Here is a 19,021-nt window from a genome sequence, read left to right on the forward strand (position 1 = left end):
ATGGCCGTCTCCCTCGATATCGCCGATCTGCGCGCCCGCAAGGCATCCGCACCCGTCGACCTCGCGGCCACCCAGGGCGACGGGCTCGGCTGCCATGCCGGCAAGGACGCGATGCGGGCGGCCGCCGAGGCAGCCGGCATGTCGGACACGCTCGCGCAGCTGCGAGAGGATTATCCGCAAGGTCCGCACGATCAGCCGCAGAGCATGTGTCCGGCCTTCGGCTCGCTCCGCGTCGGCCTGCGCATGCGGCGCACCGCCACGATCCTGTCCGGGTCGGCCTGCTGCGTCTACGGATTGACCTTCACGTCGCACTTCTACGGTGCCAGGCGCAGCGTCGGCTACGTGCCGTTCAACTCGGAGACGCTGGTCACCGGCAAGCTGTTCGAGGACATCCGCGATGCGGTGTTCGCCACGGCCAAGCCCGCGGATTACGACGCCGTGGTCGTCATCAACCTCTGCGTGCCCACCGCCTCCGGCGTCCCCCTCCGCCTGTTGCCGAAGGAGATCGACGGCGTCCGGGTGATCGGCATCGACGTCCCGGGCTTCGGGGTTCCGACCCATGCCGAGGCCAAGGACGTGCTCGCGGGCGCGATGCTGAAGGTCGCCCGCACCGAGGCTGAGCAGGGTCCGGTCGCGACCCCGCGCGGCGGCCGGTCGGAACGCCCGAGCGTGGCGCTGCTCGGCGAGATCTTCCCGGCCGACCCGGTGGTGATCGCCGGGCTATTGGAGCCTCTTGGCCTCGCGGCCGGGCCGGTGGTCCCCACCCGCGAATGGCGCGAACTCTACGCCGCCTTGGATTGCGCCGCGGTCGCCGCGATCCACCCGTTCTACACCGCCTCGATCCGGGAGTTCGAAGCGGCGGGCCGGCCGGTCATCGGCTCCGCGCCGGTCGGTGTCGACGGCACCGCCGACTGGCTCGACCGGATCGGTGAGGCCTGCGGCGTCGCCCGGGCCACCGTCGAGGCGGCCAAGAACCAGCTCCTGCCCGGCATCCGCGGCGCGCTTGCCGCAATGCCGATCAAGGGCCGGATCACGCTCTCGGGCTACGAGGGTTCGGAACTGCTGGTGGCACGGCTCCTCATCGAGAGCGGGGCCGAGGTGCCGTATGTCGGCACCGCCTGTCCGCGCACGCCGTGGTCCGAGGCCGATCGCGACTGGCTGGAAGCCCGCGGTACCCAAGTTCGCTATCGGGCCTCCCTCGAGGACGACCTCTATGCCCTCGACGCGCTGAAGCCAGACCTGGCCATCGGCACGACGCCGGTGGTGCAGAAGGCCAAGGAGCGCGGCACGCCCGCCCTTTACTTCACCAACCTGATCTCGGCGCGCCCGCTCATGGGCGCGGCAGGAGCCGGCTCCCTGGCGCGGGTGATCAACGCCGCGCTGGCCAACAAGCCCCGCTTCGATGCCATGCGCGACTTCTTCGAGGGCGTCGGCACCGGCTTCTCCGCCGGCGTCTGGCAGGACACGCCGCAGCGGCGGCAGGGTCCGAAGATCGAAGGCCCGATGAAGCCGATCGGGGAGATGGTGTAATGCTGATCCTCGATCACGACAGGGCCGGGGGCTACTGGGGCGCCGTCTACGTCTTCACGGCGATCAAGGGCCTGCAGGTCGTCATCGACGGCCCGGTCGGCTGCGAGAACCTGCCGGTGACCTCGGTGCTGCATTACACCGACGCGCTGCCGCCGCACGAGCTGCCGATCGTCGTCACGGGCCTCGCCGAGGAAGAGCTCGGGCGCCACGGCACGGAGGGCGCGATGAAGCGCGCCCACGCCACCCTCGATCCGGGCCAGCCCAGCGTGGTGGTCACCGGCTCGATCGCCGAGATGATCGGCGGCGGCGTGACGCCCGAGGGCACCGGCCTCCAGCGCTTCCTGCCGCGCACCATCGACGAGGACCAGTGGCAGGCGGCCGACCGCGCCATTCGCTGGCTCTGGCAGGAATACGGAGCGAAGAGATTCGCCAAGAAAGGCATTCCGGTGCGCCCCGAGAAGAAGCCCGGCGAGCGCCCGCGGGTGAACATCATCGGGCCGGCCTACGGCACCTTCAACATGCCCTCCGACCTCGCCGAGATCCGGCGCCTGGTGGAAGGGATCGGGGCCGACGTGAACCTGACCTTCCCGCTGGGTTCGCACCTCGCGGACGTGCCCAAGCTCGTCAACGCCGACGCCAATATCTGTCTTTACCGCGAGTTCGGCCGTCTCCTCTGCGAGGATCTGGAGCGGCCCTACCTGCAGGCACCCATCGGCATTCTATCGACCACAAAGTTCCTCCGCTCGCTCGGTGCGATCCTCGGGCTCGACCCGGAGCCATTCATCGAGCGCGAGCGCCACACCACGATCAAGCCGGTCTGGGATCTGTGGCGCTCGGTCACGCAGGATTTCTTCGGCACGGCCAGCTTCGGCATCGCCGCAACCGAGACCTACGCCCGCGGCGTCCGGCACTTCCTCGAAGACGAGATGGGCCTGCCCTGCAACTTCGCCTTCAGCCGGTCGGCAGGGCAGAAGCCCGACAACGAGGCCGTGCGAAAGGCCGTCGCGGAGAAGACGCCGCTCGTGCTGTTCGGCTCGTTCAACGAGCGGATGTACCTCGCCGAATGCGGCGCCCGGGCCACCTACATCCCGGCCTCGTTCCCCGGCGCCATCATCCGGCGGCATACCGGCACGCCGTTCATGGGCTACGCCGGGGCGACCTATCTGGTCCAGGAAGTCTGCAACGCGCTGTTCGATACCCTCTTCCACATCCTGCCGCTCGCCCGCGACATGGACAAGGTCGAGGCCACACCGGCCCGCATCCATCGCGAGCTGCCGTGGGACGAGGCGGCGCGCGCCGCCCTCGACGAGCTGGTCGAGGCGCAGCCCGTTCTGGCCCGTATCTCCGCCGCCAAACGCCTTCGCGACGCCGCCGAGCGCGCCGCACGCACCGCTGAATCCACCGCCGTCGCCCCCGCCCACGTGGCGCGCGCGCGCGCAGACCTTGCCGGGGGAATCCCCGCATGAGCCGCCTTTCCGTTCCCCTGAGAGGAGACCTGACGATGCGTACGATGGTCCCGACCGCGCGCCTGCACCAAGAGGCGCTGCAGTTCCGGCTGATCCTGGCCGTGACCTACCCGTGCTTCCTCGCCGCCGCCGCCTTCAACCGCGTCCGGCCGGCCCATGGGGCCTCGCGCCCCGCGTTCGCGCCGGCGCGCCGCTCCGTCTTCGGCGAGGCGCGCGCCATGGCCGTTCAGGCGATCCCCTTTGCCTTCATGGGCTGAACGCCCTGATCGAGACGCTTCCGTCCGGTGACGCGGGGGGAGGTCAAGCCGTGACCGCCTTGAGCACCACGGCAGCACCCGTCGCCCTTCGCAAGGAGTGCGGCCAACACACGGAGGTCTGAACGATGGCCGGTGGACCCGTTGCAACAGAAAGACCGAGCAGCCTGTCCGGGCTGACGGAACCGGAAGCCAAGGAGTTCCACGCGATCTTCCTGACGAGCTTCCTCATCTTCACGGCGATCGCCGTGGTCGCCCACATCCTCGTGTGGATGTGGCGTCCGTGGCTTCCCGGACCGCAAGGCTACGCCTCTCTCGAAGGCGTCACCGATGCGGCCCGCGCCTTCGTCACGATGATCGGCTGAGGAGGATCGCATGCATAAGGTTTGGTTGCTGTTCGATCCGCGGCGCACGCTGGTGGCTCTGTTCACCTTCCTCTTCATCCTGGCGCTGCTGATCCACTTCATCCTGCTCTCGACCGACCGGTTCAACTGGCTGGAAGGTCCGCGGCAGAACAAGGCGGCGAGCAACATCACGCTCGTGCTGCCCAGCATGCCCGCCTGACCCAGGCTGGCCGGGACCGCGGCTCCAAGGGGCCGCGGTCCAAAAAATCCCAAAAAATTGCGGCCGGGCTGAGGAGTGTCCGCCATGGCGATGCTGAGCTTTGAGCGAAAGTACAGGATCCGGGGCGGTACGCTGCTCGGCGGCGACCTGTTCGACTTCTGGGTCGGGCCGTTCTTCGTCGGATTCTTCGGCGTCACCGGGCTGTTCTTCACGGTGCTCGGCACCGCGCTGGTGATCTACGGCGCAGCGATCGGGCCGACCTGGAACGTCTGGCAGATCAACATCGCGCCGCCCGACATCAGTTACGGGCTGAAGCTCGCGCCGCTGAAAGAGGGAGGCCTCTGGCAGATCATCACGTTCTGCGCGCTCGGGTCGTTCGTCTCCTGGATGATGCGCGAGGTCGAGATCTGCCGGAAGCTCGGCATCGGCTACCACGTGCCGGCGGCCTTCGGCATGGCGATCTTCGCCTACTTCACCCTCGTCGTGGTCCGGCCGTTCCTGATGGGCGCCTGGGGCTATGGGTTCCCGTACGGCATCCTCAGTCACCTCGATTGGGTGTCGAACACCGGATATCAGTACCTACACTTCCATTATAATCCCGCGCATATGCTGGCCGTGACCTTCTTCTTCACGACCACCTTGGCGCTCGCCATGCACGGCGGCCTCATCCTCTCGGCGACCAACCCGAAGAAGGGCGAGACCGTGAAGACCCCCGAGCATGAGGACACGTTCTTCCGCGACACGATCGGCTACTCGATCGGCACGCTGGGCATCCACCGCCTCGGCTTGTTCCTGGCGTTGTCCGCGGGCTTCTGGAGCGCGGTCTGCATCGTGATCAGCGGGCCGTTCTGGACGCAGGGCTGGCCGCAATGGTGGGGCTGGTGGCTCAACCTGCCGGTCTGGCGCTGAGATTCCCGTCGCCCGCCGAGAATCGGGCGAACCGATACCAATGATCCAGGCCGGCTCCGCATGAACCATGCGGCCCACCGGGGGGAGGGCGGGCGATGACCTATTACCAAAATATTTTCACACAGGTTCAGGTGCGCCCGCTGGAGCCGGAGAACGGCGTCCCGGTGAGTTCGAACGAGCGGGTCGGCAAGCCGTTCAACAGCTACCTGTTCGGCTTGCTGGGCAACAGCCAGGTCGGTCCGATCTACATCGGCTACGTCGCGGCGCTGTCGATGGTCTGCGGGCTGATCGCCTTCGAGATCATCGGGCTGAACATGTGGGCCTCGGTGAACTGGGATCCGGTTCAGTTCGTGCGGCAATTGCCCTGGCTCGCCCTGGAACCGCCACTGCCGAAATACGGGCTCAAGGTCCTGCCGCCGCTCAACGAGGGCGGCTGGTGGCTGATCGCCGGTTTCTTCCTCACCGCCTCGATCCTGCTGTGGTGGGTCCACCTCTACCGCCGGGCGCGGGCGCTCGGGCTGGGCACCCACGTGCCGTGGGCGTTCGCCTCGGCGATCTGGCTCTACCTCGTGCTCGGCTTCATCCGGCCGCTCTTGATGGGCTCCTGGTCCGAGGCGGTGCCGTTCGGGATCTTCCCCCACCTCGATTGGACCGCGGCGTTCTCGCTCCGCTACGGCAACCTGTTCTACAACCCGTTCCACATGCTCTCGATCACGTTCCTGTACGGATCGACGCTGCTGTTCGCGATGCACGGGGGCACCATCCTGGCCTGCTCCCGCTACGGTGCCGACCGTGAGATCGACCAGATCGTCGATCGCGGCACCGCCACCGAGCGCGCCGCCCTGTTCTGGCGCTGGACCATGGGTTTCAACGCCACGATGGAATCGATCCACCGCTGGGCCTGGTGGTTCGCGGTGCTGACGACGCTGACCGGCGGGATCGGGATCCTGCTCACAGGCACCGTGGTCGACAACTGGTATCTCTGGGCCGTCAAGCACGGCGTCGCCCCGTCCTATCCGCAGGTCTACGGCCCGATCGTCGACCCCGCCCATCTCGCACCCGGCATGAAGCCGTGAGGAGGCCGTCATGAAGACGATTCTGGCGGTGGTCGGCGGGGCCCTCGCCCTGTTCCTCACCATCGCGATGTTCGGGGGCGCGGGCTGGACCCACCCCCCCATGGCGGCCAAGCAGACCGGCTTCCGCGGCACCGGCATGGACCTGATCCGCACCCGGGCCGGCAACGAGGCGCTCGCGGCGGCCAACGTCGCCCCGGCCCCCGCCGACCCGGCCGAGGCCGGCGGCGACAAGGCCTCGGCGGTCTACGAGAACGTGCAGGTCCTGGGCGATCTCTCGGCCGAGCAGTTCAACCGGCTGATGGTGTCGATCACCGAGTGGGTGGCGCCCCAGCAGGGCTGCACCTACTGCCATAGCACCGAGAACATGGCCTCCGACGAGTTGTACCAGAAGCGGGTCGCCCGTCGGATGCTGCAGATGACCCAGACGATCAATACGTCCTGGAAGGAGAACCACGTCCACGAGGCGGGCGTGACCTGCTACACCTGCCACCGGGGCAATCCGGTTCCGGCCAACATCTGGTTCGACCGTCCCGTCCAGGGCGAGGGCCGGTTCATCCCGCGCAACAACAGCCAGAACATGGCGTCCGCGGAGGTTGGCAACACTTCGCTGCCCTACGACGTCTACCAGGCGTTCTACCAGCACAAGGACACGTCCGAGGACGCGGTGCGGGTCAACGGCACCACGGTGCTGCCCGTGACCAAAGGCAAGCCGATCCAGGACGCGGAGAAGACCTTCGCGATCATGATCAGCATGTCGCAATCGCTCGGCGTGAACTGCACCTTCTGCCACAACACCCGGTCGGTTGCGCAATGGGACACCAGCACGCCCAACCGGGTCCATGCCTGGTATGGCATCCGCATGGTGCGGGACCTGAACCAGGACTTCATGGAACCGCTGACCTCGACCTTCCCGCGCAACAGGCTCGGCGCGATGGGTGACGTGCCGAAAATCAACTGCGCCACCTGCCACAACGGCGCCAACAAGCCGCTCAACGGAGCCAACGTGATCGGCCCCTATCCGGAACTCTCGCATCCGACCATCGAGGCGAGCCTGCCCACCGGCGAGGCGAAGGATCCGATCCCGGGTACCAATACGCCGGCCCTGAAGCCGTCGAAGCCCTGACACGACCGCACGAGGCGCCGGAGACGATCCGGCGCTTCGTCGCGCTCCAGCTACAGGGAACCGCCGCGCTGTAGGGACGTCGATTGTGTACGGCCGAGCTCGGCCCCTGGAGGCGCCCGTGACGATCACCATCTCAAACCTTCAGCCGATCATCGCGATCCTGGCCGGCATCCTGATCCTGATCGCGCCGCGTCTGCTCAATTACATCGTGGCGATCTACCTGATCGTCGTCGGCGTGATTGGTCTCGGCCTGCTGCGCGGCTTCTCGTAAAGCCGGTCTGCACACGCGATTCCTGACAGACTTCGCTGCGCGTCAGTCGTGCGCGCACAAGCCCGCAATGCGTTCATCTTGCGTTGCGTTGCGGGATGGTCCAACCCGCGCCCATCAGCTCGGCCTGTGCCGGGCATCAGACACGGACGGGTTCGACATGGCGACCGGCAGCGCGAAGTGGGTCTACGCCTTCGGCGACGGCAAGGCGGAGGGCAAGTCGCAGATGCGCGACCTCCTCGGCGGCAAGGGCGCCAACCTGGCCGAGATGTGCAACCTCGGCCTGCCCGTCCCCCCCGGCTTCACCATCACGACCGAGGTCTGCACGTCCTACTACGACAACGGCAAGGCCTATCCGCCGGAGCTGAAGGAGCAGGTCGCCGCCGCGCTGAACCAGATCGGCACCCTCACCGGGCGTAAGTTCGGCGACGCAGCGAACCCCCTGTTGGTCTCGGTCCGCTCCGGCGCCCGCGCTTCGATGCCGGGCATGATGGATACGGTGCTGAACCTCGGCCTCAACGACCAGACCGTGCTGGCGCTGGCCAAGGAGGCCGACGACGAGCGCTTTGCCTACGATTCCTACCGCCGCTTCATTACTATGTACTCGAACGTCGTGCTCGGCGTTGAGCATCACGCCTTCGAGGAGGCGCTGGAGCACTACAAGGAAGGCAAGGGCTACGACCTCGACACGGAGCTCGGCGCCGAGGACTGGAAGACCCTGATCCAGACCTACAAGAAGATCGTCCGCGACGAGCACGGCTCCGACTTCCCGCAGGTCGCCGAGGACCAGCTCTGGGGGGCGATCAGCGCGGTGTTCAACTCCTGGATGATCCCGCGGGCCAAGAAGTACCGCGAGCTGAACAGCATCCCGGAAAGCTGGGGCACGGCCGTCAACGTCCAGGCCATGGTGTTCGGCAACATGGGCGACACCTCGGCCACCGGCGTCGCCTTCACGCGCAATCCCTCCACCGGCGAGAAGGCGCTCTACGGCGAGTTCCTGATCAACGCCCAGGGTGAAGACGTGGTCGCGGGCATCCGCACCCCGCAGAATATCACGGAAAAGGCCCGGATCGAGGCCGAGAGCGACAAGCCTTCCATGGAGAAGGCCATGCCCGAGAGCTACGCGGAGCTGACACGGATCTACGGGATCTTGGAAGCGCATTACCGCGACATGCAGGACATGGAGTTCACCATCGAGAAGGGTAAGCTCTGGATGCTCCAGACCCGCAACGGCAAGCGCACGGCCAAGGCGGCCCTGCGCATCGCCGTGGATCTGGCCGGCGAGGGGCTGATCTCCCGCGAGGAGGCGATCGGCCGGGTCGAGCCCTCCGCCCTCGACCAGCTGCTGCACCCGACGATCGACCCCAAGGCGGACCGCAAGGTCATCGCCTCCGGCCTGCCGGCTTCCCCCGGGGCGGCCACCGGCGAGATCGTGTTCAACTCCGAGGACGCCGAGGCCCTGCGCAAGGCCGAGCGCAAGTGCATCCTCGTGCGCATCGAGACCTCGCCCGAGGACATCCACGGCATGCACGCCGCCGAGGGTATCCTGACCACCCGCGGCGGCATGACCAGCCACGCGGCGGTGGTCGCCCGCGGCATGGGCAAGCCCTGCGTCTCCGGCGTCGGCTCGATCCGGATCGACTACAAGGCCCAGACCATGAAGGTCGGCGACGCCACCCTCAAGGCCGGCGACCGGATCACCATCGATGGCTCCACCGGCCAGGTGATCCAGGGCGAGGTGAAGATGCTGGAGCCCGAGCTGTCGGGCGACTTCGCGACCCTGATGGAATGGGCCGACCAGTTCCGCGGCATGAAGGTGCGGGCCAACGCCGACACGCCGACCGACGCCCGCACCGCGCGGAATTTCGGCGCGGAAGGAATCGGCCTGTGCCGCACCGAGCACATGTTCTTCGAGGGCGACCGCATCATCGCGGTCCGCGAGATGATCCTGGCCGACGACGCCGAGGGCCGCCGGACGGCGCTCGCGAAGATCCTGCCCTATCAGCGCCAGGACTTCGTCGAGCTGTTCACGATCATGTCCGGCCTGCCGGTGACCATCCGCCTGCTTGATCCGCCGCTGCACGAGTTCCTGCCGCATACCGATGCCGAGGTCGCCGAGGTCGTGAAGGCGACCGGCGTATCGGAGGACAAGATCCGCCACAGGATGCGGGAATTGTCCGAGCACAACCCGATGCTCGGCTTCCGCGGCTGCCGCCTGGCGATCGCCTTCCCGGAGATCGCGGAGATGCAGGCCCGTGCGATCTTCGAGGCCGCCGTGCAGGCCGCCGCCGATACCGGCAGCCCCGTCACCCCCGAGGTGATGGTGCCGCTGGTGTTCACCCGCATGGAGTTCGACATCGTGAAGGCGCGGATCGACGCCATGGCCAAGGCGGTGTCCGAGGAGAAGGGCGCCACCCTGGACTACCAGGTCGGCACCATGATCGAGCTGCCGCGGGCGGCACTCAAGGCCGGTGAGATCGCCCAGACCGCCGAGTTCTTCTCGTTCGGCACCAACGACCTGACCCAGACGGCGCTCGGCATCTCCCGCGACGACGCGGCGACCTTCCTGGGTCCCTACACACAGAAGGGCATCCTGGCGGCCGACCCGTTCATCACCATCGACCAGGAGGGCGTGGGCGAGCTGGTCCGCATCGGCGTCGAGCGCGGCCGGGCCACGCGTCCGGACATCAAGCTCGGGATCTGCGGCGAGCATGGCGGCGACCCGGCGTCGATCGGCTTCTGCCAGGAGGTCGGGCTCGATTACGTCTCCTGCTCGCCCTACCGGGTGCCGATCGCCCGCCTCGCGGCGGCCCAGGCAGCCCTCTGCAAGGTGCAAGGCAAGGAAGGCTAAGCCGGCTATCCGCGGCCGGTATCGGGGGCGGGTCGCCGCCGTCGATACCGGCCGTCAACCAGGACCGATGAAACACTGTTGAAAAAGCGTTTGCGGCTGTTGAACCGGGCCTAGAACGGCACGTTTACTAATTGATCCGGCCGGTCGCGCGTGATGCACATCGCTCCGTGCCGGGCCCAGTGTCAGGCGCCAGAATCACCAGCCATGATTCCCCGCAGCCCACCTTCGCTCTACGTCGACGCCGGCCAGGCGGCTCCCGTCCCGCGGGCGGCCGTGCGGGCCTACGTCGCCACGGTCGCCGGCCTCGGGGCGATCACCACCGCCGTGATGCTGATGATGTCGGTCGCGGCCAATAGCGGCGGCGAGGCCGAGCGTATCGCCGACACGCAGGACGACGGCTACGCCGCGACCCTGGTCTCCGCCCTGGCGATCAACCTCTCGAAGCCGTTGCGCTGAGCTCAGGCTTTTCCACCCATCCCGGTCTCAGCGCGTTCCGGCCGTCGTGCGCGTAGCGGAGCCGGTGAACCGCGCCGCCGTGAGTTCGTCGCCGGGGCTCTTCGCGCTGAATTTGGTCGCCACCGGTCCCGGCCTTGCCGCCACGACTGCATCCGGAGCGGCCTCGCGTAGACGCGTGGCTGCGACGCGAACCGGGGCGTTGCGGCTTGCCGGCGCGGTGACCGGACCGGTGGACGCCGCCTCGAACAGGGAGCGCAACTGCGCCTTCGCGTCTGCATCGGCCGCCACCAGGGGGCGCCGCGGGGCCGGCTCGACGGCAGCATCCTTTGCCAGAGCCCGCGTTGCGGTCGGAGCCGACAGGTTGGCCATGCCGCCCGCGAGCGAGGCGAACTGAATAGGACGCGGCGGCGGCAACGGCATGGTGATGGCGGCCGCGGCCACGACGGCGAACCCGGAGGGCCGGCGCGGCGGCAGGGGTGCGAGAATCCCCGCCACGGCCTCGTCGGCGCCCGTAGACGGCTTCTCCACGGTGAGCAGGGCCCGGGCATCTACCGGCGGGCTTACAGCGGTCCTGGCCTGGTCCTGGCGGGTGAGCGTGTTGCGAAGCGTGTCGTCTGCGTTCGGTGCGGCGTAGGCGAGGGCGGCGCGGGTGCCGACCGGATCCTGCGGATCTGCGCTGGCCACCGCGACGACGGGGGCCTGGCGGCCTCTCTTCGCAACGGGTGCCGGCGGCGGTGGCGCGACTGGCTCCGGTGTGGAGGAGCCGCCACCGAACAGGCTCGCCAGGAAGCCGAACAGGCCCGGCCCGTCTTCCTCCTCGCCGCTCGCCATCTGGGTGGTGAGGCCGGCAACGGTGCCGCCGCGCGCCAGGATCTCGGCTTTCGCCTCCTCGTAGCGTGGGAACGGGCGGTTGTCGCTCGCGAGGTGGACGGTCTTGCCGTCCGGGAACAGACGGGCGAGCTGGTCGTGGGTCATGCGCGGCCACATCCGCACGGAGCCGACGTCGAGATGGACGAAGGGCGTGCCGGCATGCGGATACCAGCCGACGCCGCCGCGCTGCATCTGCAGCCCGACTTCTCGAATCCGGTCGATCGAGACTTCAGGCAGGTAGAAGTCCATCGCCTTGCCGAGCATGTGCTGGCTGAACTCGGCGACCATCCGGGAGCGGCGGCGCAGCATCGCGTTGGTGCCGGGCGAGCGATAGGCCGAGACGACGTGGATCGGCTGGGTCGCGCCGACCTGCCGGTAGGCCTCCCAGACCGTGTCGAACAGGCGCGGGTCCATCTTGATCGGCTCGTTGACGCGCCAATCGCGCAGGAGCCAGTTCATTTGCTCAAGGGCCGCGCGGTCGTACCGACCATCGCGCTTGAACGTGATGGTCGCGCTCTCCTTGGTATGCGTGTGGTAGATCGTGAGCGTGCGGGTATCGCCGTTGGCCACCGCGTTCTCGGTCTCGACCGTTCCGGCGATTAAGCCGAGGGCCGTGCCGCACAAGGCGAGGACGAGGTGTCGGGCGGTTCTGCGAAGGCTCGGCACGGTGGTCCTGATCCTCTCCCGAACCCGCATAGGGTGCTCGGCGGATGTCTGGTCGCGGCGGCTGGCCGGTGACGGCCGACATCGCTTCCCTTCGCCGAGTCTGCGATGGGAACGGCTAAGGCTGGACCGTGGCGAAATCGTGCCCGGCTGTGCGGCCGCGCACCTGTGAGTTGAAGGCGCGGTTCGGTGGCGCGCCTACCACCAGCCCCGCGACACAGGCGCGGGGGCGGGCGTCCACAGCCCGGGCTCCCCGTATTCCGGCGCACCGTCCGCGCGGGCGGCCCGGCGCACGCTCCGACGCGGCGAATCATAGTCGTCGTAACGGTCGCTGGGCTGAACGTCGGAGTAGCGGCGGGCGCGCGCGGCCTCACGGCGCGGGGCCGGATGGGCCTGGGCCACCGGCGCGGCCTCGGGCTTCCTGCGCGCCTTCTCCTCCGGGAGCTTGGCGATCGCAGGTCCGCCGCCACCGGGCAGGCCGAGCGCGGCGCGCATCGGCGCGTCGTACCCGTAGAGATCGGGGAGGGTGCGGAACGTGCCGCCGTCGTCCACGTAGGCGGTGAAGTAGGCCAGATGCACCGGCAGCTTCGCGGGCAGCCGGATCGTGCGCTCGCCCTTGCCGATCAGCTTCTTGAGCCGCGCCTCGGACCAGTCCGGCAGCACGGCGTCGGCCAAGCGGAAGGGGTCGTCGACGCGGACGCAGCCATGGCTGAAATCACGCTTCGCCGCGGAGAACAGCGACCGGTTCGGCGTGTCGTGCAGGTAGACCGCGTGCTGGTTCGGGAACATGAACTTGATGAAGCCGAGCGCGTTGCGCTCGCCCGGGGGCTGACGCAGCGAGATGTGGCCGCCGTGGCGCACCACCTCGTATCCGCCCCAGGTCTTGCCGCCGTAACCTGCGAGCTTCGGCGCCATGGTCTTCAGGATCGAGGGCGGCACGTACCACGACGGGTTCACCACCGCGTATTCCATCAACCCGGAAAAGAGCGGCGTGCGCGATTCCGGCTTGCCCACGATCACGCGGGCCTCGTCGCGCAGGCTGCCGCCCCGATAGGCACGCAGGCGGTATTCCGGGATGTTGACCAGGATGTAGTCGGGGCCGAGGTCGCCCGGCAGCCAGCGCCAACGCTCCATGTTGACGATCACCTCGGCCTCGCCGCCGCTCGCGCGAGCAGGCCGGCCGGCATCGGCGAGCGCCAGGACGGTCTGCACGTTCAGCACGCCGTTCCCCGGCAGGCCGCGGCCGCGCTGGAACTTCGCCACCGCATCGGCCACCGCCGCATCATACTCCTCCGGCTCGCCCGGCGCCCGGTCGAGCGTCCCGGGCGGGCGCGTCTCGAGAGCGAAATAGGTACGCAGAAGCGGCACGCGCGGATCCCGCATGCCGGTTTTAAGGGCCGGCCCCGGGGCCAGGCGCAACGGCTTCACAGCCGTGGGGGCTGGCCCGCGCAGCGTGGCGAGTCGTGTCTTGAGAGCCTGATAGCCGGCCGTGGAGGGATTGTACGCCTCAAGGGCCTCGCCAGCCTTGGAGCCCGCCTCGGACAGCTTGGTCAGCACCGCGCTGGCATCGGGCAGATCGAGCTGCGGGGTGATGAGACGAGAGATCGAGGCGAGGTTGATGCGGCCGCCCCGGGCGTCCTTGGCGTACAGCAGAGCCGCCGCCGAAAGCCGGAGATCGGCATCGGCCACCGCCTTCGCGTCGGGCGTTCCGGCAAGGGTGGGGACCGTGTAGGCCCTGGCGTCGAGCCCGTCCTCAGCGGCAGCGGCAAGGCGCGCCGAAACCAATTTGGCCGCCTCGGTCCAGCCCCCGTCGGCGATCCAGAGCGGCTTGTCGGCCCGCGCCTCGTAGAACGCGCGGATCCCCTCACGGTCCTTGCCGGTGAGGCGAAGCAGCAGCGGTGCGGTGTCGGCGAACCTTGCGTAGATCGCGGCGCCGAGCGGATCGGCCGGCGCAACGGGCGCCGTCACCACCGGCGCCGGAGCCGGTTCGGGCTTCGGCGCCTCGGGCTTGTAATCGGGCAGGGCGGTCGACACTGGATCGGAGCCGGTCGGTGCCGCTTGCGCGGGCTCGACCGGGTGCGCAGGCGTGCCGAGGACCTGCGGGTCCAGCGCAACCGTCTCGGCGCCGAGCGCGCCAGCCGATGCCAGCGATCCGGTCAGTAGGGCGGCCAGCGCGACGAGGCTGGAGCGCGGGACGCGCATCGTGATCTCCCGGGACGCGGCGGCAGGGCCGCACGCTCAGATTGTGATTATCCGCTCAAGCGTGGCGTTGAGCAACTGCAGTCTTCGTCGTCTAGTCTTCAGTTTCTGCGTCGTGACATCTGGTTGGAATAGCAAACGACATGGTGTCGCTTGGTCACGCTCATGGGTTCGACCGAGCCGGGAAGTCGTTCGTCCGGCCGTCGCTCCAGGAACCGCGCAGTGCGCTAGCGCACCCAGCGCGGGTCAGGCGGCGTCCTCGGTCTTCTCGTCGCCTTCCAGACCGAGGTCCTTCAGCTTGCGGTAGAGGGTGGATCGGCCAATTCCGAGGCGGCGGGACACTTCGGACATGCGCTGCCGATAGAATTGCAGCGCGAAGCGGATGATCTCGGCCTCCAGCACATCCATGGTCTTCATCTCGCCGGTCTCTTCGGTGACCAGCGACATGGCATGCGGGTCGCGGACCTCGACCCGGACGATCTCGCGCACCGGCTCGGGGGCGTAGGCCGGCATCTGCGGCTGGGTGGGCGCTGCCGGGATGCGGACGTCGAAACCTTCGACCTGCGCGGCGATCTGCGGGAACTCGGCCACGGTCAGTTCGTCGCAATCGGCAAGCACCACGGCGCGGAACAGGGCGTTCTCCAACTGGCGGACGTTGCCGGGCCAAGGATAGCGGGTGAGCAGCGCCATCGCCTCCGGGGTGACCGCACGGACCCGCTTGCCCTCCTCGGCTGAGAACCGGGCGCAGAACGAGCGCACCAGATCCGGGATGTCCTCACGTCGGGCGCGCAGGGGCGGCAGCGTCATGGGGAAGACGTTGAGGCGGTAATAGAGGTCTTCGCGGAACTTGCCCTGCTTCACGAGGTCGAGCAGCGAGCGGTTCGTGGCGGAGACGAGGCGGATGTCGACGCGCACGGAGCGCTTGCCGCCCACCGGGTCGACCTCGCCTTCCTGAAGCGCGCGCAGCAGCTTGACCTGTGCGTCGAGGGGCAATTCGCCGATCTCGTCGAGGAACAGGGTCCCCCCCGACGCCTCGACGAACTTGCCGGCATGCTTTTCGGTGGCGCCCGTGAAGGCGCCTTTCTCGTGCCCGAACAAGGTCGACTCGACGAGGTTTTCCGGGATGGCACCGCAATTGACGGTGACGAACGCCTTGCCGCGCCGGTCGCCCGACCCCTGGATCGCCCGCGCCAGCACCTCCTTGCCGACGCCGGACTCGCCTTCGATCAGAACCGGGATGTTCGATTTGGCCGCGCGCTCGGCGAGGCGGATGACCCGCTCCATGTCGGGGCTCTTGGATGTCAGGTCCTTGAAGGTCAGCGCCCCGGAGGCGCGGCGGCGCATGCGGCGCACCTCCTCCTCCAGCACGTCCACCCGCAGGGCGTTCTTGATCGAGACTTGGAGGCGCTCGGCCCCGGCCGGCTTGACCACGAAGTCGACGGCGCCCGCCCGCATGGCGTTGACCACGGCGTCGATCGAGCCGTTCGAGGTCTGCACGATGACGGGCGTGTCGAGCCCGCTGCTGCGCATCTCGGCGAGCACGCCGAGCCCGTCGAGACCCGGCATCACCAGGTCGAGGAGGACCACGTCCGCACCTTCGGTCTTCAGCACGGTCAGCGCGTCGGCACCGGTCTCGACCACGCGCGCGTTGAAACCGAACCGGCGCACCGCCGCCTCGGCGAGGCGCCGCTGAACCGGATCGTCGTCCACGATGAGAACGGTGGTGGACATGGCGGCTCCCTGATCGGCGAGTCAGGCCTGGACACGGCTCGGGACAGGCCCGCACCGCACCGCCCGAGTCGGCGACTGTTTCGTTTCGAACCGTAGAGTGCCGGAGAGACGTAAAGTGGCGCTTAACGACGTTTGCATTCGGTCGTCATCGCGTCGGGGCGACCCGTGCCGTTGAACGCGTGGCCGCGCGCTCGATATCACGGTACGAGGCTGAGCCCCCAAGAGGATCGCGAGATATGATGCCGAGCACCACCGCTTCGCCGGTGAACGTCCGTCTGCCGGAGGGCGTGAGCGCCGCACGCGCCGCCGCCAAGGCCGTCGACCTCGGCCATCTCCCGGAATGGGACCTGTCGGACCTCTATTCCGGTCTCGATGCCCCGGAATTCGCAGCCGACATGGTCCGAGCCGAGGAGATGTGCCGCGGATTTTCAGAGCGCTATGCCGGCCGGATCGTCGAGCTGGCCGCTGCGCCGAATGCGTCCGACCGCCTCGTCGAGGCGGTTCAGGCGTACGAGGGTATCGAGGATCTGCTCGGCAAGCTGATGTCGTTCGCCGGCCTGATCTATTCCGGGGACACGACCGACGAGGCGCGGGCCAAGTTCTACGGAGACACCCGCGAGCGCCTGACCGATGCCTCGGCCGACCTGCTGTTCTTCGCCCTTGAACTGAACCGGGTCGACGATGCGGTGATGGATGCCGCGATGTCCCAGGGACCGCTGGCGCATTACGCGCCCTGGATCGAGGATCTGCGGCGCGAGAAGCCGCACCAGCTCGACGACCGCACCGAGAAGCTGTTCCTCGAGAAGTCGGTCACGGCCAACGCCGCCTGGGACCGGCTCTTCAACGAGACGATCGCGGCCCTGCGCTTCACCGTCCAGGGCGAGCAGATGCCGCTCGAACCGACGCTCAACAGGCTGCAGGATCCGGACGGCGCCGTGCGCCGCGAGGCCGCGGGCGCGATCAGCGAGGTTCTGCGTGGCAATCTCCGTGTCTTCACGCTGATCACCAACACCCTCGCGAAGGATAAGGAGATCTCCGACCGCTGGCGCGGGTTCAAGGACGTCGCCGATGCGCGCCACCTCGCCAACCGGGTGGAGCCCGAGGTGGTCGCCGCCCTGGTCGACGCCGTGCAGGCGGCCTATCCGCGCCTCTCGCACCGCTACTATCGGCTCAAGGCCAAGTGGTTCGGCCAGGATGCGCTGCCCTACTGGGACCGCAACGCGCCGCTCCCGAAGGTCGAGCAGCGTACGATTCCCTGGACGGAGGCGCGCGACACCGTGCTGTCGGCCTACGACGCGTTCTCGCCGAAGATGGCCGGGATCGCGAAGCGGTTCTTCGACGAGCGCTGGATCGACGCGCCGACGCGGCCCGGCAAGGCGCCGGGCGCCTTCGCGCACCCGACCGTGCCCTCTGTGCACCCCTACGTCCTCGTGAACTATCAGGGAAAACCGCGGGACGTGATGACGCTCGCCCACGAACTCGGTCACGGCGTCCATCAGGTGCTGGCCGGTCCGAACGGCGCCCTGATGGCACCAACGCCCTTGACCCTCGCCGAGACGGCCAGCGTGTTCGGCGAGATGCTGACCTTCCGCAAGCTGCTGGCCGAGACCACTGACACGACGCAGCGCCGGGCCATGCTTGCCGCGAAGGTCGAGGACATGATCAACACGGTGGTGCGCCAGATCGCGTTCTACTCGTTTGAGCGGAAGGTCCACCTCGCCCGCGCCAAGGGGGAATTGACCAGCGACCAGATCAACGCCCTCTGGCTCTCGGTCCAGGCGGAATCGCTGGGGCCGGCCATCACCCTCGATGCCGGCTACGAGCCGTTCTGGGCCTATATCCCCCACTTCATCCACTCGCCGTTCTACGTCTACGCCTACGCGTTCGGCGACTGCCTCGTGAACTCGCTCTACGGAGTCTACGCGAAGGCCGAATCCGGCTTCGTGGACCGCTACTTCGCGTTGCTCGCAGCCGGCGGCTCGAAGCCCTATGGCGAGTTGCTCGCACCATTCGGCCTGGACGCCCGGGACCCGGGTTTCTGGCAGATCGGGCTCGGGATGATCGAAGGGATGATCGTCGAGCTGGAAGGGATGGACTGATTGCCTAGCGGCGTCAGTCAACGTCGCGCTGCGCAACGTTGACTGACGCCGCTAAGCCGTTACATGAGTCTCTAGGAGATTCTCATGAACGCAAGTCATGCCGCCTTCTTCGACCGTCCCGAAGCCGCCGCCATCAGGAGGATCCTGACCGGTCCCGAAAAAATCCCGCAATACGAACTGCTGAGCCGCCTGGAGATCCCGGCCGTGCAGGCGGTGGTTTGGGACATCGAGCCGATCATCGAAAGTTTTGATCCGGCGACACGTAATCACGCGATCCAATCGACCGGCGCATTGATCGGCGATCTACTAACGGCACGAGGATTCCGCATCGCCCGGGACGCGCGTGGCGAAAAGCGCCGTGGCCGCGTCCGGAAAGCGAAATTCGTCAAGTCCGGCACGATCTGGGAGATGCCCGCTGAGCCAAACGGAAGCCACGCCGAGAAGGTGGCAGCGATCATGGATGACATCATGGATCGCTACCGGAACACTCTCGCCGAGTTGGCGAAATGATCGAGAATCGGACCGATGACGAACCGGAATGGTTGACGACCGCTGACGTCATCAACGCACACGCGAAACAGCTCCGCATCTTCGGCGGGGCGTCCGGGATTCGGGATCCAGGCGCACTCGAATCTGCATTGGGCCGACCGATCAACCGGTGGCGCTACGAAGGTACGAAGCTTCCAGAACTTGCTGCAGCCTATACTTTCGGCATCGTCCGCAATCATCCGTTCGTCGATGGTAACAAGCGCGCCGGGTTCTTGGCGATGCTCGGCTTCTTACTGCTGAACAATGTGCGGTTTGCTCCGGACCAAGCGGAAGCGACCGCCATTATCCTCGGCCTCGCGGCGGGCGAAATCGACGAATCCGGCCTGACCCGTTGGATCCGGGATAACTGGCCGGCCACTTGAGACGCCGCGGCGCAGCGACCCGGCGCTCTGGCGCGCCGGCCCCGAAGGCTT

General features: G+C 67.9%; 17 protein-coding genes. 14 read left to right on the forward strand and 3 right to left on the reverse strand.

What is annotated here, in order from left to right; translation table 11 throughout:
- From bchY to FV242_RS07590, 11 genes are all read left to right on the forward strand, one after another.
- A complete protein-coding gene (gene bchY / locus FV242_RS07540; protein ID WP_147938503.1) occupies positions 1–1,530 on the forward strand; it encodes a chlorophyllide a reductase subunit Y in 1,530 nt (509 codons plus the stop codon).
- Positions 1,530–2,996 carry a chlorophyllide a reductase subunit Z gene (gene bchZ, locus FV242_RS07545; RefSeq protein ID WP_147938504.1) on the forward strand — a complete coding sequence of 489 codons (1,467 nt, stop codon included), beginning with the start codon at positions 1,530–1,532 and terminating at the stop codon, positions 2,994–2,996. The genes bchY and bchZ overlap by 1 nt, the downstream gene beginning before the upstream one ends.
- A gap of 35 nt (positions 2,997–3,031) precedes the next feature.
- Complete coding sequence (locus tag FV242_RS07550) at positions 3,032–3,253, forward strand: hypothetical protein (RefSeq protein WP_187193692.1); 222 nt, start codon at positions 3,032–3,034, stop codon at positions 3,251–3,253.
- A gap of 125 nt (positions 3,254–3,378) precedes the next feature.
- Positions 3,379–3,615 (forward strand): light-harvesting antenna LH1, beta subunit, encoded by a 237-nt coding sequence (pufB, locus tag FV242_RS07555; RefSeq protein ID WP_147906683.1) that lies wholly within the window; start codon positions 3,379–3,381, stop codon positions 3,613–3,615.
- A gap of 10 nt (positions 3,616–3,625) precedes the next feature.
- Positions 3,626–3,814 (forward strand): light-harvesting antenna LH1, alpha subunit, encoded by a 189-nt coding sequence (gene pufA, locus FV242_RS07560; protein ID WP_147906684.1) that lies wholly within the window; start codon positions 3,626–3,628, stop codon positions 3,812–3,814.
- An 84-nt stretch (positions 3,815–3,898) separates the two neighbouring features.
- Positions 3,899–4,723: a photosynthetic reaction center subunit L gene (gene pufL, locus FV242_RS07565; protein ID WP_147855260.1), complete on the forward strand. Its 825-nt coding sequence runs from the start codon at positions 3,899–3,901 to the stop codon at positions 4,721–4,723.
- Between the two features lie 95 nt (positions 4,724–4,818).
- Positions 4,819–5,799, forward strand: coding sequence for a photosynthetic reaction center subunit M (pufM, locus tag FV242_RS07570; RefSeq protein ID WP_147906685.1), 981 nt, complete (start codon positions 4,819–4,821; stop codon positions 5,797–5,799).
- Positions 5,800–5,809: 10 nt separating this feature from the next.
- Entirely contained in the window at positions 5,810–6,922 is a 1,113-nt protein-coding gene (gene pufC / locus FV242_RS07575) for a photosynthetic reaction center cytochrome PufC (RefSeq protein ID WP_147906686.1), read from the forward strand.
- A 118-nt stretch (positions 6,923–7,040) separates the two neighbouring features.
- Positions 7,041–7,193, forward strand: coding sequence for a DUF3096 domain-containing protein (locus tag FV242_RS07580; RefSeq protein ID WP_147855263.1), 153 nt, complete (start codon positions 7,041–7,043; stop codon positions 7,191–7,193).
- A 157-nt stretch (positions 7,194–7,350) separates the two neighbouring features.
- Entirely contained in the window at positions 7,351–10,041 is a 2,691-nt protein-coding gene (gene ppdK / locus FV242_RS07585; protein WP_147938505.1) for a pyruvate, phosphate dikinase, read from the forward strand.
- A gap of 204 nt (positions 10,042–10,245) precedes the next feature.
- Positions 10,246–10,497 (forward strand): hypothetical protein, encoded by a 252-nt coding sequence (locus FV242_RS07590; protein ID WP_147855265.1) that lies wholly within the window; start codon positions 10,246–10,248, stop codon positions 10,495–10,497.
- Positions 10,498–10,524: 27 nt separating this feature from the next.
- Here FV242_RS07590 and FV242_RS07595 read toward each other — a convergent pair whose 3' ends face one another.
- From FV242_RS07595 to FV242_RS07605, 3 genes are all read right to left on the reverse strand, one after another.
- Positions 10,525–12,033 (reverse strand): DUF882 domain-containing protein, encoded by a 1,509-nt coding sequence (locus FV242_RS07595; RefSeq protein WP_147938506.1) that lies wholly within the window; start codon positions 12,031–12,033, stop codon positions 10,525–10,527.
- Positions 12,034–12,228: 195 nt separating this feature from the next.
- Positions 12,229–14,232 (reverse strand): murein L,D-transpeptidase, encoded by a 2,004-nt coding sequence (locus FV242_RS07600; protein WP_147938507.1) that lies wholly within the window; start codon positions 14,230–14,232, stop codon positions 12,229–12,231.
- A gap of 243 nt (positions 14,233–14,475) precedes the next feature.
- Positions 14,476–15,960, reverse strand: coding sequence for a sigma-54 dependent transcriptional regulator (locus FV242_RS07605; RefSeq protein WP_147906690.1), 1,485 nt, complete (start codon positions 15,958–15,960; stop codon positions 14,476–14,478).
- A gap of 236 nt (positions 15,961–16,196) precedes the next feature.
- Here FV242_RS07605 and FV242_RS07610 point away from each other — a divergent pair, with 236 nt between their 5' ends.
- The 3 genes from FV242_RS07610 (at position 16,197) to FV242_RS07620 (ending at position 18,970) form a co-directional block, all read left to right on the forward strand.
- The gene (locus FV242_RS07610) at positions 16,197–18,059 is read left to right on the forward strand and encodes a M3 family oligoendopeptidase (protein WP_147938508.1); all 1,863 of its coding nucleotides are present in this window, start codon (positions 16,197–16,199) and stop codon (positions 18,057–18,059) included.
- Positions 18,060–18,143: 84 nt separating this feature from the next.
- Positions 18,144–18,569 (forward strand): hypothetical protein, encoded by a 426-nt coding sequence (locus FV242_RS07615; RefSeq protein ID WP_147855379.1) that lies wholly within the window; start codon positions 18,144–18,146, stop codon positions 18,567–18,569.
- Positions 18,566–18,970 carry a type II toxin-antitoxin system death-on-curing family toxin gene (locus FV242_RS07620; RefSeq protein ID WP_147938509.1) on the forward strand — a complete coding sequence of 135 codons (405 nt, stop codon included), beginning with the start codon at positions 18,566–18,568 and terminating at the stop codon, positions 18,968–18,970. Before FV242_RS07615 ends, FV242_RS07620 begins: the two co-directional genes overlap by 4 nt.
- Positions 18,971–19,021: the final 51 nt, after the last annotated feature.

Source organism: Methylobacterium sp. WL64 (genome assembly GCF_008039945.1).
In the GTDB taxonomy this organism is placed as follows: Bacteria; Pseudomonadota; Alphaproteobacteria; order Rhizobiales; family Beijerinckiaceae; genus Methylobacterium.